Annotated in this window: 14 protein-coding genes and 1 tRNA gene; 10 read left to right on the top strand and 5 right to left on the bottom strand. The window is 62.8% G+C overall.

Annotation, left to right across the window (positions count from 1 at the left end):
• Positions 1–116: 116 nt before the first annotated feature.
• The gene (locus tag IEV58_RS11905) at positions 117–1085 is read left to right on the top strand and encodes an AEC family transporter (protein WP_188409935.1); all 969 of its coding nucleotides are present in this window, start codon (positions 117–119) and stop codon (positions 1083–1085) included.
• A 5-nt stretch (positions 1086–1090) separates the two neighbouring features.
• On the opposite strand, the gene IEV58_RS11900 is transcribed toward IEV58_RS11905, so the two are convergent.
• The 3 genes from IEV58_RS11900 to rimO form a co-directional block, all read right to left on the bottom strand.
• On the bottom strand, positions 1091–2275 hold the full coding sequence (locus IEV58_RS11900) for a UbiH/UbiF family hydroxylase (RefSeq protein WP_188409934.1): 1185 nt from the start codon (positions 2273–2275) through the stop codon (positions 1091–1093).
• 93 nt (positions 2276–2368) lie between these two features.
• Positions 2369–3229, bottom strand: a complete 861-nt coding sequence (locus IEV58_RS11895) for a DUF2189 domain-containing protein (RefSeq protein WP_188409933.1) — start codon at positions 3227–3229, stop codon at positions 2369–2371.
• Between the two features lie 128 nt (positions 3230–3357).
• Positions 3358–4677 carry a 30S ribosomal protein S12 methylthiotransferase RimO gene (gene rimO / locus IEV58_RS11890; RefSeq protein ID WP_188409932.1) on the bottom strand — a complete coding sequence of 440 codons (1320 nt, stop codon included), beginning with the start codon at positions 4675–4677 and terminating at the stop codon, positions 3358–3360.
• A gap of 71 nt (positions 4678–4748) precedes the next feature.
• Between rimO and IEV58_RS11885 the strand changes: the two genes are divergently transcribed.
• Together IEV58_RS11885 and IEV58_RS11880 are read left to right on the top strand one after the other, a co-directional pair.
• On the top strand, positions 4749–6083 hold the full coding sequence (locus IEV58_RS11885; RefSeq protein WP_188409931.1) for a TadE/TadG family type IV pilus assembly protein: 1335 nt from the start codon (positions 4749–4751) through the stop codon (positions 6081–6083).
• A gap of 41 nt (positions 6084–6124) precedes the next feature.
• Complete coding sequence (locus IEV58_RS11880; protein ID WP_188409930.1) at positions 6125–6874, top strand: SOS response-associated peptidase; 750 nt, start codon at positions 6125–6127, stop codon at positions 6872–6874.
• Between the two features lie 3 nt (positions 6875–6877).
• Here the strand turns inward: IEV58_RS11880 and IEV58_RS11875 are convergent, their stop codons facing one another.
• Both IEV58_RS11875 and IEV58_RS11870 read right to left on the bottom strand, forming a co-directional pair.
• Positions 6878–7165 carry a hypothetical protein gene (locus tag IEV58_RS11875; protein ID WP_188409929.1) on the bottom strand — a complete coding sequence of 96 codons (288 nt, stop codon included), beginning with the start codon at positions 7163–7165 and terminating at the stop codon, positions 6878–6880.
• A gap of 102 nt (positions 7166–7267) precedes the next feature.
• A tRNA-Ser gene (locus IEV58_RS11870) sits at positions 7268–7357 on the bottom strand.
• A 197-nt stretch (positions 7358–7554) separates the two neighbouring features.
• Between IEV58_RS11870 and IEV58_RS11865 the strand changes: the two genes are divergently transcribed.
• The 7 genes from IEV58_RS11865 to IEV58_RS11835 all read left to right on the top strand — a co-directional run bounded on the left by IEV58_RS11865 (position 7555) and on the right by IEV58_RS11835 (position 14924).
• Positions 7555–8598, top strand: coding sequence for a septal ring lytic transglycosylase RlpA family protein (locus IEV58_RS11865; RefSeq protein ID WP_229729383.1), 1044 nt, complete (start codon positions 7555–7557; stop codon positions 8596–8598).
• A 61-nt stretch (positions 8599–8659) separates the two neighbouring features.
• Positions 8660–9838, top strand: a complete 1179-nt coding sequence (locus IEV58_RS11860) for a D-alanyl-D-alanine carboxypeptidase family protein (protein ID WP_188409928.1) — start codon at positions 8660–8662, stop codon at positions 9836–9838.
• Entirely contained in the window at positions 9835–10512 is a 678-nt protein-coding gene (tmk, locus tag IEV58_RS11855; protein ID WP_229729382.1) for a dTMP kinase, read from the top strand. Before IEV58_RS11860 ends, tmk begins: the two co-directional genes overlap by 4 nt.
• Positions 10513–10556: 44 nt before the next feature.
• Complete coding sequence (locus IEV58_RS11850) at positions 10557–11615, top strand: DNA polymerase III subunit delta' (protein WP_188409927.1); 1059 nt, start codon at positions 10557–10559, stop codon at positions 11613–11615.
• Between the two features lie 146 nt (positions 11616–11761).
• Positions 11762–13318 (top strand): methionine--tRNA ligase, encoded by a 1557-nt coding sequence (gene metG, locus IEV58_RS11845; RefSeq protein WP_188409926.1) that lies wholly within the window; start codon positions 11762–11764, stop codon positions 13316–13318.
• Entirely contained in the window at positions 13315–14127 is an 813-nt protein-coding gene (locus tag IEV58_RS11840) for a TatD family hydrolase (RefSeq protein WP_229729381.1), read from the top strand. Before metG ends, IEV58_RS11840 begins: the two co-directional genes overlap by 4 nt.
• A complete protein-coding gene (locus IEV58_RS11835) occupies positions 14124–14924 on the top strand; it encodes an MBL fold metallo-hydrolase (protein ID WP_188409925.1) in 801 nt (266 codons plus the stop codon). The genes IEV58_RS11840 and IEV58_RS11835 overlap by 4 nt, the downstream gene beginning before the upstream one ends.
• The last annotated feature ends 66 nt before the right edge of the window (positions 14925–14990 follow it).

The raw sequence follows: 14990 nt of genomic DNA, 5'->3' as shown, positions 1-14990 counted from the left end.
CTAACTTAGGTCGCAGGTCAATTGACCTCGTATCTTGAAGGGGTTAGGCGAGGGCGGAGCCATGCGCAACCACTCTTGCGCGCCCGGCCGTCTTCCATTCACCGGAACCGCTGACCGTGTCCAGTGTCATCAGCCTCGTTCTGCCGTTTTTCGGCCTGATCTTCCTCGGCTACATCTGCGCCAAGATCGTTCGCATTCCGGAGGCGGGTCTGGAATGGATGAACTTCTTTATCATCTACCTCGCCCTTCCTGCGCTGTTCTTCTATCTCATCGGCGAGACACCGGTGGCGGATCTCGCAAACTGGCGCTTTGTTGCCGCCACCACCTGTTCCACAGCCCTTGCCTTCATGGCGTCCCTCGCCATCGGTCTTGCAGCAAGCCGCCGCCACATTCCCGAAGCGGCGGTACAGGCGGCCGCTGGCAGCTACTCCAACATCGGCTACATGGGCCCTGGCGTCACTCTCGCGGTTCTGGGTGCCGGAGCCACGGCGCCGACGGCGCTGATCTTCTGCTTCGACAATGCGCTCATCTTCACGCTGGTGCCCTTTCTCATGGCTCTTGGCGGCGGTGAAAGGGCCTCACCGGCCCAGATCGCGGTTGCTGTTTTGAAGCGGATCTTCCTGCACCCGTTCATTCTGGCGACCTTCGCCGGAATCCTTGTTGCCGTTTCCGGCGTGAAGGCGCCGGCTGCCTTCGACCAGATGATCCAATTCCTGAAGAACGGGGCGGCGCCCTGCGCTCTTTTCGCCATGGGTGTGACGGTCGCGCTGCGCCCCGTGAAGCGGGTTCCCCACGAAATACCGTTCCACCTTTTCATTAAGCTGGTGCTCCATCCGGTCCTGGTGTGGCTTGTGCTCGGTCTGGCCGGGGATTTTGATCCCGTCTGGGTGCAGACTGCGGTGCTCATGGCTGCCTTGCCGCCGGCGCTCAGCGTTTTCGTCATCGCCCGGCAGTACAACACCTATGTGGAGCGGGCTTCGAGCATCGTCCTCGTCGGGACGCTCCTGTCGGTGGTGACGCTGACAACCTTCGTCTACATCGCCACTCACAACATCGTGCCCATCAACCCCTTCGCCGCCTGGTGATGCCCTCAACGCGCGCCGATGCCGGCGCGCATGGCAAATTTTCGGATCGGTGCGATGCCGGCGATCAACCGCAGTCCCAAACCCCGAGCCATGTCCGAGGGAATGAAACCCGCCAGCAGAGACCGGTTGAGGGCGTCCACGGCGATCGTGCGCGGCCAGACATCCCGCCTACGAGCAGAACCATAGGCGGAGAGGACGGCGGGTTTGCCTGGGTCGGCGCCCAGCCGGATGGCCTGAGCGGCGACAGTCGCTATCGCCTCCGCATCGCGGACGCCGAGGTTCAGGCCCTGCGCTCCGATGGGAGGCAGAAGATGGGCCGCTTCCCCCACGAGAGCGATGCGTCTGGCGCCGAACTGGGTCACGACGCTCGCACCCAGCGGAAAAACGCCGCAAGGGCCGTCCGGCTCCAGTCTTCCCAGGATATTGTGAGACCGGGTCGTAAGTTCGGCCCCGAGCGCATCCGCATCGAGCGCCTTCAGGCGCTCCGCATCATCCGGCCGCAGACCAGCAACCAGGCTCGAGCGGTTGCCGGGCAGCGGCACCAGGGTGAACGGACCGGATTCGGTATGGAACTCTGTTGAAGTATCATTATGCGGCCGGTCATGCCGGAGGCTCAACGCGAGTGCCGCTTGACGATATTGCCAGCAGCGACTGTCGACGCCCGCGGCCTCGCGGGACAGCGAGCGTCGTCCGTCGGCCGCGATGACAAGCCGCGCGTAAAGCTGTTCGCCCCCTTCCAAGGCAATCCGGACGCCATCTTCATCAGGCGTGACAGCAGCCGCTTTGGTGCTCAATGTCCGGATGGAAGGCATGGCGGCGATCCGCTCCCGCAAGGCGCCGGTCAGCTCCACGTTGGGGATGTTCCATCCGAAGGCCTCCAGTCCTACCTCCGCTGCATGGAATGTGACCTCCGGGGCCCGGAACAGTCGCCGCGTCGCGTCGACCATGCGCAGGTGGCGAAGCGGGGCGGCACGTCCGCTCAGTGCCGGCCATATGCCGATCGTGGCGAGCACTTGCAGCGATCCTGCCATCAAAGCCGTGGTGCGCGGATCGTCCGGCGCGGGAGGCGCGACAAGAGTAACATCTATGTTTTGCGCGCCGAGCAGGGCAGCCGCGATCAGTCCGGTTGGACCCCCTCCGAGAATGACGACAGGAGACGGATGAGGCGGGGACGACGTATCGATGCGCATGATTCCTAATGTCGTTGATGTCTCGGTCCAGTCCAAGGCTAATCGACACACACACAGCCTCGAAGTGAAGTGAGGCTGCGTGTGTCCTGAAATCTAGGCAATCGCCCTGCGGTAGAGGTGCCAGGTGGCATGCCCCAACACGGGCAGGGCGATGATGAGGCCGAGCAGGGCTGGCAGCGCCCCGAGCGCGAGACAGGCAGCGACGATCGCGCCCCAGAGAAACATCGGCACAGGATTTGTCATGACGACGCGGACCGAGGCTCGCATGGCCGTCGCGACGGTGACATTGCGATCAAGCATCAGGGGGAATGACACCACGCTGATCGCGAGCACGATAACGGCGAAGACAAAACCCACGCCGATGCCCAGGCCCATCAACAGCCATCCCCGTGGAGTTCCCAAAACCTGCGCGATGAAGGCCGACAGTGAGGCTGGCGTTTCGCCTCCGAAGGTCAGCCAGTAGATGGCCATGGCCGACAGCATCCACAGGATGAAAATGCCAAAGAGGATCGCGCCCAGGAGAACCACGCCGCCGAAGGAAGGCCGTTGAGTGACCTTGAAGGCATCGGACCAGGTCACCGGCTCGCCTCGTTCGCGCCGGCGGCTGATCTCGTAAAGCCCGGCGGCAGCAAACGGGCCGACCAGCGCGAATCCGGAGACAAGCGGGAAGATCAGCGGCAACAGTCTCTCCTGCAGGAGAAGGCCTGCCAAAAGCAGGCCGGCGAGGGGATAGATCAAGGTGATGAAGACGACGTCGGTGCGGTTGGCAGCAAAATCGTCGAGCCCTCGCGACAGTGCCGTTTCGATATCGCGAACACTGATCCGGCGGATGACAGGTTCATCCGATTGCATGCTTTCCTGCGGCCGGTGCAGCATATGCCCCGTTGCTTCGGCGGCCTGAACAGCCGAGCGAAGCTGGTCAACGCCCCATTGGGCCGGATTTCCGATGGTCATGGCTAATCACCTCCCGATCTTTCGAGAGGACGGAGCCGCCGCCGTGCAGCCTTGAACCCGATCAGACACGCGGTGGCCGCGTCCCTTATAGAAGAACATTATATGGCGCTTCTCGCCAAAGGCGACCCTCAGGCGGAGCGCCCATAGAGGTCGTGCTCATCAGCCCGTTCGATCTTCACCGAAACGATGTCGCCGACCCTGAGCGGGCGGCGCGCCGTGACATGGACGGTCCCATCGATTTCCGGGGCATCGCCCTTGGTGCGTCCGCGGATTATGCCGCCGTCGACGCTGTCGATCAGGACCGGCATATGCCGCCCGACCTTGCGTCGGAGCTTGCGGGCACTGATCCTTGCCTGGGCTTCCATGAACCGCCGCTGGCGTGCCGCCTTCACCTCCTCGGGCACGGGTGGTGCAATATCATTGGCGGGGGCGTTCTGGACGGGCTCATATTGGAAGCAGCCGACGCGGTCGAGCTCCGCCGCTTCCAGCCAGTCGATCAGGATGTCCATGTCCTCTTCGGTCTCGCCGGGAAAGCCCACGATGAAGGTCGAGCGAAGCGTGATATCGGGGCAGATCTCGCGCCAGCGCCGGATGCGGTCCAGCGTCTTCTCCTGATGAGCCGGGCGGCGCATCGCCTTCAGGACGTTGGGGCTGGCGTGCTGCAGGGGGATGTCGAGATAGGGCAGGATCTTGCCCTCCGCCATGAGCGGGATGACATCGTCCACATGGGGGTAGGGATAGACATAGTGCATCCGCACCCAGGCCCCGAGTTCACCAAGCTCACGCGAGAGGTCGAGGAACTTCGCCCGGACATCCCGATCCTTCCACCGGCTGGCGGCATATTTCAGGTCGATGCCATAGGCGCTCGTGTCCTGCGAGATGACGAGGAGTTCCTTGACGCCCGCCTTCACCAGCCTTTCAGCCTCGCGCAGCACGTCGGCCGCCGGCCGGCTGACAAGATCGCCCCGAAGCTGCGGAATGATGCAGAAGCTGCAGCGATTGTTGCAGCCCTCGGAAATCTTTAGATAGGCGTAGTGCCGGGGCGTCAGGCGCAGGCCCTGAGGTGGCACGAGATCGAAATAGGGATCATGGACGGGTGGCACTGCCTTGTGGATCGCGTCCACCACAGCTTCGTATTGTTGCGGCCCGGTAACCGCCAGCACGTCGGGATAGGTCTCATGGATGATGCCGGGATCGGCGCCCATGCAGCCGGTCACGACCACCTTGCCATTGGCGGACAGGGCTTCGCCGATGGCCGACAGCGACTCCGCCTTGGCGCTGTCCAGGAAGCCGCATGTGTTGACGATCACGACATCGGCGCCCTGATAGGTCTTCGACAGCTCATAGCCTTCGGCACGCAGATGCGTGACGATCCGCTCGCTATCAACAAGGGCCTTCGGGCAGCCGAGGCTGACTAATCCCACACGTGGGGCGGGCCGTGCCGTCATAAGAATGCATCCTGAGAAATCTGCGGCCCAGATAGCCGATTGTTTGGAAATGTTCAAACCAATGCAGTGGGATGGACCATCCCCTGCCAGTCATCGTGCCGAGCCGCGAAACCATATTTCTTAAAGTTCTTCGGCAAAAATTAATTGCTCAATCTATATATCCTGGCTCCGTGACGCGAAGATCTCGGGGGAAACAGGTGGGAACTCCGTCATTCAGGCGCTGTGAAAGCGGCAGTGTCATGCTGCTGTTTGCGCTTGCCGTTTTCGTCCTGATCGGCATCGCCGGTCTCGCTCTTGATTTCAGCCGCGCATCGGACCTGAAGACGCGGCTGCAGGCGGCAGCAGATTCTGCTGTGCTCAATGTTCTTAATCCTCAAAACCAGAACGCCGATCAGGCGCAACAGGCGAGGGATTTTTTTGCGGCGGTCCTATCGGCTGAAGACGCCGCTTCAGTCAGAACCGTCACGGCGGCACTGGACCGCGATGACAAGGGTGAGCCTGAGAAACTGACGATCACCTTCTCCGCAGCGGCGCGGAGTGCTTTGCTGCAAGTCTTGGGTCATCCGGAAATTGCGGTCGGCGGATCCGCCTCCGCGGTGATCGGTCTCAATACCCGCAGCAACTTTCATTTCCTGATCGACACATCCGATTCCATGGGCCTTGCTGCGACCCCACAAGCGCGTGATCGCCTCCGGCAGCTGACAAGAGACCTTCCAGGCGGCAGCTGCGAATTTGCCTGCCATCAGGCCGAAACCCTTTCATTGGCACGTGCCGAAGGTTTGCCCCTGCGAGTTGATGTAGCGCGAGATGGGGCGGAGCGGCTGGTGGAAATGGCGCAGGAATATGGGGGAGCAAACGCGCGTTTCATGTTCTCGGTGCAATCGATCAATACAGGCGCGGTTGTCGTCTCACCCCTGACGCGGAACCGAGCTGACCTCGTCTCAGCCCTTTCATCGCTGGAGGTAGGCTATGGTCATCAAACCGGCGGCGCGGGCGCAGACGCGGACACCTTTTATGAGATTTCATTCCCGCAGGCCTCGACCTGGCTTGATCAGGCCGGCTCCAACGGACCGTCGGACATCGTCGTCTTGGTCACCGACGGTGTGCGCTCTCAAAACCACGGATGGCAGCCGGACGTGCGGCCCATCAATGTGGAATATTGCGACCTGCTCAAACGAGGCGGGCGCAAGCTGGCCGTGATCTACACGGAATATATGCCGGTCGTCGACAACACGACCTACAATGAGACCGTGGGGAAGTTCCATGATCAGATCGAAATCAATCTGAGAGCCTGTGCCTCCTCGCCGGAGCTTTTCAGCAAAGGCGACTCACCGGAAAGGATCATGCGGGCATTCGAGGACATCTTCCTCAACTCGCTCACAAAACAAGTTCGTCTGGCGTCGTGACAGCTTGAGCCCGAGAGGGGACTCAGTCTCTAACTCGATCCATGTGTGGACGTCTCGCTCAGGTTCTGACCCCTGCCAAAGCCGCCGAGATTTTCGATGTTGCGGAGGCCTTGCCCAATGCGGCGCCGCTTTACAACGCGCCGCCTACCAGCAGCCTCATGGTCATCAGGCAAAACCCGGCCACTGGCCGTTGCCATCTCGACATGCTGCGTTGGGGGCTCATTCCCAGTCGGTCGAGGGATATGACGGTCTCCTCAAGTCTGATGAATGCGCGCTCCGAGACGGTGGCCTCCAAGCCGTCCTTCCGCGGTGCCTGGAAAGCCAGCCGCCGATGCATCATTCCGGCGGATGCCTTTTACGAGTGGAAGCGGAATGGCGACGAACGCATGCCCTTCGCCGTTGCGCATCGCGACAGAAGCCCTATGGCCTTTGCTGGCCTCTGGGAAAACTGGAAGGATCCGGCGGATGGAGCATGGGTTCGAAGCTTCACCATACTGACCAGACCGGCCGGCGCTCCCATCGACAGCATTCATCACCGCATGCCGGTTATCCTGCCGCAGGAGGCTTGGAAGGCATGGCTGACGGCGGGACCTGTGCCCCCGACCATCACGGCAGAGCTGCCGATGCCGGATCTGGTGGTCTGGCCCGTCTCTTCGCGCGTCAATGCCGTGAAAAACACCGACGCTGGTCTGCTTGATCCCGTCTCGAACATCGACGGCCCATCACATCAGGAACAGCGCCAGTCTCCCGTGGAAAACGGCTCGGCCGAGCTCTTCTCAACCTTCTCCTGATTTTCAAGGTTCTGAAGGTTTGCGTTCTTTTTCCAGAAGCACGCGTTCGACGGCATCGAGCTTTGCCCTCATCTCCGTGAAATCGGATTGAAGGCGGGAAAGCGAAGCGGCGCTTGCCTCCTGCGCAAAGGCGATACGTTCCGCCAGCTCCTGATAAGCCTGTTCGGTTGCGGCTCGGCTTCGCGGCTGCCGGCGGGCCGCCAGCATCATTCGCGTGCTCACCACGAGGATGAGGATCAGAACGGCGGCGAGGCCACCAGCCAGCAAGAGGGTCTGCGTATGTGCTGTCATCAAGGTCGCGAAGAATCGCCTCCGATAAGCAAGGCATAGCTGCCGGTGCGGTCGTTGTCATGCAGGGACGAGGAGACCGAGGCGAGATGCGCTGAGGGGGGATGGCGGAAGAGGTGGGATTCGAACCCACGGTGGGCTTGCACCCACGGCGGTTTTCAAGACCGCTGCCTTAAACCACTCGGCCACCCTTCCACGAGCCCTCCATACGCGCGGGTTCGCCAAAAAACAATCGCGGGCGGATAGATTGCATTTTATCGATTTGCTAACCCTGTTCACATCAAGGTCGCATTTTCGACACGTTCTCGCGGCCTCGTGGTGTAATTGCAGCAGGGTCTTCTGCTTCGTTTTTTGAAGCGCAGCCGCACGGACGGTGGGATCGGGGAAAGAGTATGATGCGTATCAAGGGTTTAAACGAGCTGCAGTCGCGGTTCTTCACCGGGCGTGGCCTTCGGATCGCCTGTGTCCTCGGCGCCGCCGCCCTTGTCGCAAACTGCTCCGGTTCGGGCAGCAAAATCGATCCAAAATATGGCGTCGCTCCCAGCCCGCGGGTTGTCGCGGACGGCAAACCGGTCCCGAAAGGGGGAGGGCGCTATCAGGTCGGCAAGCCCTATACCGTGGCCGGGCGCACCTTCGTTCCGAAGGAAAACAAGAATTACCGTGCCGAGGGAGTTGCCTCCTGGTACGGGTCCGATTTCCACGGCCGGCTCACCGCCAATGGTGAGGTGTTCGATCGTCACTCCCTGACCGCCGCCCACCCCACCTTGCCTTTGCCGTCCTATGTTCGCGTCACCAACACCGCCAATGGCCGCTCCGTCATCGTGCGAGTCAATGACCGCGGTCCCTTCCATGGCAATCGCGTGCTCGACGTGTCGCGCCGCACAGCCGAAGTGCTTGACTTCCAGCGCAGCGGCACCGCGCGTGTGAAGGTGGAGTATGCCGGACCCGCGTCGCTCGAAGGCAGTGACGACAGGAAGCTGATGGCGACCTATCGCGATAACGGCAACGCCGCACCGGCATCTGTCGCTCTCGCAATGGCCGATCCTGACAAGAACGCTCCGGCGGCTCAGGGTGCTGCCATCCACACGGCCAATGCGCCCGCTGAAGCTGTAGCGATATCTGCCGCTCCGACGGTTGTCGCGGCCGCGTCGGTGCCCTTGCCCGCGCCGTCACCTCTGCTTGCCGCCGCTCCCGCGGTGCCGTCAACCTTCTCGCATGGCCCGGCGGTTGCCTCGGTCGCCGCGCCGGCCATGCCTGCTCCGGTGCGCCTCGCCATGGCCGACCAGGCATCGGCAACGCCGCAGGCCAAGCCTTCCGCAACCACCGTGTCACAGCGGGTCTCCTCCACCTGGGCTCAGGTCGGTGAGCCATTGTCTCTGATCAATCCAGCTGCCGCGGCAAATGGTGCGGCACTCGCCATTTCCTCCGGCCGCTGAGACGCGTTGCTCCACGGCGTCAGGCTGGCTAATCTCCGCGAGCCTGTTTCGTGGCCGGACAATGACGTCTAGAACCTTTGCCTTCCTGGGATTGCTCGTCGCGTTGACCGCGGCTGCGCCCGCTCGCGCCGCAGAGGAACCAGAGCCGACGCGGGCCATCCTCGTGGATGCCGCCACCGGAAATGTGCTGCATGCGGTGGCGCCCGACGCGACCTTTCCGCCGGGCAATCTTGCCAAGCTCATGACCATGGCCGTCATCGGCGACGCCGTGGCGGCAAATCGCATCTCCGGTGAGGCGCCCTACCTCGTCTCCGAGCGCGCCTGGCGCACGGGTGGCGCTCCATCACGCAACACCACCATGTTCGCCAAGCTGAAGTCCCATGTGGCCGTCGGTGATCTTCTGCGCGGTATCGCGACGGTGCAGGCAAATGACGCGGCCATCGTGCTGGCGGAGGGTTTCGCCGGCAGCGAGGACAACTTCGTGCTGCGGATGAACGAGTTCGCCGACAGGATCGGCCTCAAGGACACGCGCTACGTCAACGCCACCGGCCTGCCGGCTCCCGGCCAGACCACGACCGCGCGTGATACCGTGCGGCTGCTGCGCTATCTCATTGAACAGCGCCCCGAGGTCTACAAGCTGCTCTCGGCTGAAAGCATCGACTGGAGCGATATCTTTCAGCGTAACAAGAACCCCTATCTGTTGGATCCGAAGGGAACGGACGGCGGTTTTATCGGCTTTGTTCAAGGATTTGGTCATCTGTCCACGCTCTCCACGGTCCGCGACGGCCGGCGGCTCATCGCCATGGTAGGCGGGCTGCCCAGCATCGACAGCCGCGATGAAGTGACCCGAGAACTTCTTGAGCTTGGCTTCACCGGTTTCATCGACCGCGTTCTCTTCGCGAAGGACACGCCGATCACCGAGGTGCGTGTCTTCGGCGGAGACATAACGCATGCGGCGCTCTACGCGCCTGATGCTGTGAAGATCGCCGTGCCCCGCGCAGTCGAGGGAAAGGTCGTGGCCCAGGTTGTCTACGAAGGCCCGCTTCAAGCCCCCTTGAGAAAGGGTCAGAAGGTTGCGGTGCTTAGAATCTGGCGGGATGGCCAGCTCCAGCCGGAGGTTCCCCTCTACCTCCGCGAGGATGTCGCCGTGGGCGGACTGGTCCGGCGCGCCAGCGATGGTGCGCGCGCGCTTGCCATTGGTGCCTTCCGTTCTCTCATTGCATCCGTTGGCGGAGCATGATGGCTGGTCAGGGCGGAGGACGCTTCATCACCTTTGAAGGCGGCGAGGGAACGGGCAAATCCACTCAGACGAAACGTCTCGCCGCCCGGCTGAAAGCCCTGGGGCACGAGGTGGTGCTGACGCGTGAACCCGGCGGGTCTCCGCGTGCTGAAGCCCTGCGTGCGCTCCTGCTTTCCGGGAAGGTAAAATCGCTTGGGTCCTTCGCCGAGGCGGTGCTCTTTGCCGCCGCTCGCAGCGATCATCTGCGCGCGACCATCCGTCCCGCCCTCGCACGTGGCGCCTGGGTCATCTGTGACCGCTTCGCCGATTCCACGCGTGCCTATCAGGGCGCGTTGGGCGACCTGGAACCGGACGTGGTGAAGGCGCTGGAGGAGACGGTCGTCGAAGACACGGTGCCGGCGCTGACGATCATCCTCGATCTGCCGGCGGAGGTTGGGCTTGGGAGAGCCCGTGTCCGCGCCGGAGATCAGGCGGCCGATCGGTTCGAGGCGGAAGGGCTGGAGTTTCACGAAAAGCTGCGGCGTGCGTTCCTGGACATCGCATCCTCCGAACCGCGCCGCTGCGTGGTTATCGATGCGCAGAGTGAGCCCGACAAGGTCGAGCAACGCGTCTGGCAAGTGGTGGCGGGGCGCTTCAAGCTGGAAAAACCCGCCGTGGCGCAACAAGGCCGGTAACGAGCCTCGCGCCCGGCCGGCAAATATGCTGAAACAGCGTCACCATGGCTGAAACTCCCGACGATCTTCCTGAACCTGACCGTCTCGAAGGGGTACTGCACCCGCGCGAAATGGGACATCTGTTCGGGCAGGAAAAGGCAGAGCAGGAACTGCTCGGAGCCTATCGGCGGGGGCAGATGCATCATGCCTGGATTCTCGGAGGCCCGCTCGGCATCGGCAAGGCGACCCTGGCCTATCGGCTGGCCCGTTTCGTCCTAGCGCATCCTGATCCGGCAGTACCAGAGGTGCAATCCGCAACCTCGCTCGCGGTGGTGGGCGACCACCCGGCGGCGCGCCAGATTGCGCGCATGGCGCATCCCGACCTCCTCGTGCTGCGCCGAGGATGGGTGCCGGAGCGGAAGACGGTTTCCGGTGAGATCAGGGTTGCCGATGTCCGCCGTGTCGGTGCCTTCTTCGGCGCAACCGCCGGCCAGGGCGGGTGGCGGGTCTGCATCGTCGACAGCGCCGATGATCTCAACATTAACAGCGCCAACGCGCTTCTGAAGAATCTGGAAGAGCCGCCGGCACGGGCCTTGTTCATCCTCGTATCATCTGCGCCCCGGCGGCTGCTGCCGACCATCCGCTCGCGCTGCCGGACACTGATCTTGCCGCCCGTGTCTCCCGAGGCGATCGCCCGGGTCGGTGAGACACTTGCGGGTATGGGCGCCGACATCGACATCAATGCGGTGAGATCAGCCGCTTCCATGGCCGAAGGAAGTGTCCGACGCGCATTGGAACTGGCCAGCGGCGAAAACCATGAACTGCGTGCGGCGGCACAGTCGCTCCTTGGCGCCTGGCCCGACATCGACCGCCGCGCCGTTCACGAGCTCGGCGATATGGTGCTGCGCGGCGGGAGCGATGCTTTCGATGTGGTGGCGGAGCAGGTGCTCGACTGGCTGCACGCTCAAGCGGGCGGACGGGCTCGCTCCGGCAGCCGCGCGCTTGGCGTATGGACCGATCATTGGGAGCGTACGACCCGCATGGCGCGCGACGCCAGAACATTCAATCTTGACGGCAAGGGACTGGTAATAAAGATGTTTTCGGAATTATCCGCTCTCCGTTAGCCGCTCCTGTTACGGAGCACCGGGGAGAGGGGGCGTCTTGGGCGTTTGCTTTGCCCTCGAACAGCGATAAGTCCTCTCACTTACCACGGTCGGCACATGAGAGGCCGGCATTTCGGTTCCTCAGGTTTCAGTCTATTCATAGGCCCATGTCCGAGCGTCAGACCTTCTATCTCACCACTGCCATTTCCTATCCCAACGGCGCACCGCACATCGGCCATGCCTATGAGGCGATCGCCAGCGATGCCATCGCGCGCTTCCATCGGTTGGAGGGAAGGGACGTGTTCTTCCTGACAGGCGCGGACGAGCACGGCATCAAGATGCTGCAGACAGCACGCCGGGAAGGGATCACGCCGAAAGAGTTGGCCGACCGCAATGTGGCGCAGTTCAAAGCCATGGATGAGCGGCTGAACATTTCCTTCGACCGTTTCATACGGACGTCGGAGCCCGCCCATCACGAAGCCTGCCAGGCGATCTGGGAAAAGATGGGGGCTGCCGGCGACATCTACCTCGACAGCTATGCCGGCTGGTACTCCGTTCGTGACGAAGCCTACTACGGCGAGGAGGAGACCACGCTCTCCGCCGACGGGCAGCGCCTGGGTCCTCAGGGAACGCCGGTCGAATGGGTGGAGGAAAGCAGCTATTTCTTCCGGCTGTCCGCCTACCAGGATCGCCTTCTCGCGCATTACGAAGCCAATCCCGATTTCATCGGCCCAGACAGTCGCAGAAACGAGATCATCAGCTTCGTCAAAAGCGGGTTGAAGGACCTGTCCATCAGCCGCACCACCTTCGATTGGGGCGTGAAGGTGCCTGGCGATGAAAAGCATGTGATGTACGTCTGGGTCGATGCCCTGACCAACTACATCACCGGCGTTGGCTATCCTGAGGAGGCAAGCGCCAACTGGAAGTTCTGGCCGGCCGACGCGCACATCATCGGCAAGGACATCATCCGCTTCCATGCGGTCTATTGGCCGGCCTTCCTGATGTCGGCCGGACTGGCCCTTCCGCGCCGGGTCTTCGCCCATGGCTTCCTGTTCAACAGGGGCGAGAAGATGTCGAAGTCGGTCGGCAATGTGATCAATCCCTTCACGCTGACGGAGGCCTATGGCGTCGATCCGGTCCGCTATTTCTTCCTTCGCGAGGTGCCCTTCGGTCAGGACGGCAGCTACAGCCACGACGCCATCGTCAACCGCATCAATGCCGATCTTGCCAACGACCTCGGCAACCTTGCGCAGCGTTCACTCTCCATGATCGCCAAGAACTGCGAGGGCAGGGTGCCGGAGCCGGCGGCATTCTCGGACGCTGACAAGACCATCCTCGCGGCCGTTGATGGCCTTCTGGCGGAGGCGCGCACCGCCATGGAGGGGCTTCAGCTGCACGCCATGCTGGCGAGCATCTGGCGGGTGGTGGCGGACGCCAACCGCTATTTCGCCTCCGAAGAACCCTGGACGCTGCGCAAGACCGATCCGGCACGCATGGCAACGGTTCTCTACGTGACGGCTGAGGTGGTGCGCCGGATCGCGGTGCTGATCCAACCGGTGATGCCGGCCTCAGGCGCGGCCTTGCTGGATGCGCTGGCGGTCGGCGCGGACGACCGCACCTTTGCCGCTCTTGAGCCAGACCGCAGGCTGGAGGCGGGCACACCGCTGCCGATGCCGTCTCCCGTGTTCCCGCGTTATGTGGAGCAGGAAGAGGCCAAGGCATGAAGCCCCTGTTGGTGGACAGCCACTGCCACCTTGATTACGAGGGACTGTCGGAGGACCGCCCCGGCGTGATCGAACGCGCGCGGGCGGCCGGTGTCGGCTTGATGGTGACCATCTCGACGCGGGTGCGGCAGTTCGATCGGATCCGGGCGATCATCGAGGCCCATGACAACGTCTTCGGTTCGGTGGGCACACACCCCCACAATGCCCACGAGGAACTCGACATCACCACCGAAGAGCTGATCCGTTTGGCGCAGCACCCGAAAGTGGTGGCGATCGGGGAGGCGGGGCTCGACTATCACTACGACAACAGCCCGCGGGACGCCCAGGCGCAGGGCTTCCGGGCCCATATCGCAGCCGCCCGGGAGACGGGCCTGCCGCTGGTGATCCATGCCCGGTCCGCGGACGAGGACATGATCCGGATCCTGGAGGAAGAGAGCGCGAGGGGATCTTTCCCTGCAGTCCTCCATTGCTTCTCGTCAGGCGCGGAATTGGCAAGGCGAGGGGTGGCACTGGGCCTCTATGTCTCCTTCTCCGGCATCATCACCTTCAAGAACAGCGCCGAGATCCGGGCGATCGCCGCGGAGGTGCCGGAAGACCGTCTGCTGGTAGAGACGGATGCGCCATTCCTGGCGCCCGTTCCCTATCGGGGGCGCTCGAACGAACCCTCCTATGTCATTGAGACAGCGAAGGTTTTGGCGGGCGTGCGCGGTTGGTCGGAGGAGGAGGTTGCAGAACGTACCACCGACAACTTCTTCCGCCTGTTCTCCAAGGTTCCTCGCACGGCTCTTGCCACGAGTGAAGCTGCGTGAGCCTGCAGGTCACCATCCTCGGCTGCGGCTCTTCGGCGGGGGTGCCGCGCATCGGCACCGGTTGGGGGGCCTGCGACCCGGGCAACCCGAAAAATCGTCGCCGTCGCTGCTCTATTCTCGTCGAAAGAACGACCGCTTCCGGCGTGACACGTATTTTGGTCGACACCTCGCCGGACTTGCGCGAGCAACTGCTCGATCGCGATGTCGACTGGCTGGATGCCGTGCTCATCACGCATGATCATGCCGATCATATCCATGGCGTCGATGACCTGCGCCCGGTGGCCTTGCACATGCACGGCCTGGTGCCGACCTGGACGGACGACCGCACGGCTGCGGTGATGAAAGCACGCTTCGGCTATCTCTTTGAGACACCGGCAGGCAGCAACTATCCACCTATCCTGGCCGAGCAACATCTGGTTGCAGGGGAGGCGACCGAAATCAGCGGCAGGGGCGGCGGCATCCCGATCACGCCCTTTGACCTTCACCACGGCACGACCGACGCCCTCGGCTTTCGGTTCGGGGATCTTGCCTACACGCCTGACGTCAATGCCATTCCGGATGCAAGCCTGCCGTTCCTGGAAAACCTGGACGTCTGGATCATCGACGCCCTGCGCCCCCGTCCCCATCCAAGCCATTTCAGTCTCAAGGAGGCTTTGGACTGGATCGAGCGCATGAAGCCAAGGCGCGCGGTCCTGACGAACCTCCATAGCGATCTCGACTACGAAATGCTGCGGCAGTCGCTGCCGTCGCACATCGTGCCCGCCTATGACGGGCTGGTTATCGAGACGCAGGGCTAATCGCTCATAACCTAGCCTGGAACGCCACCGTCCCTGTCTCCGCGTCCGACGGATGTTCACTCCCCA

Origin of the sequence: Agaricicola taiwanensis (genome assembly GCF_014635245.1) — a bacterium.
In the GTDB taxonomy this organism is placed as follows: domain Bacteria; phylum Pseudomonadota; class Alphaproteobacteria; order Rhizobiales; family Methylopilaceae; genus Agaricicola; species Agaricicola taiwanensis.
The sequence above is the reverse complement of the archived record's forward strand: the minus strand, read 5'-3'. Positions and strand labels throughout refer to the sequence as shown.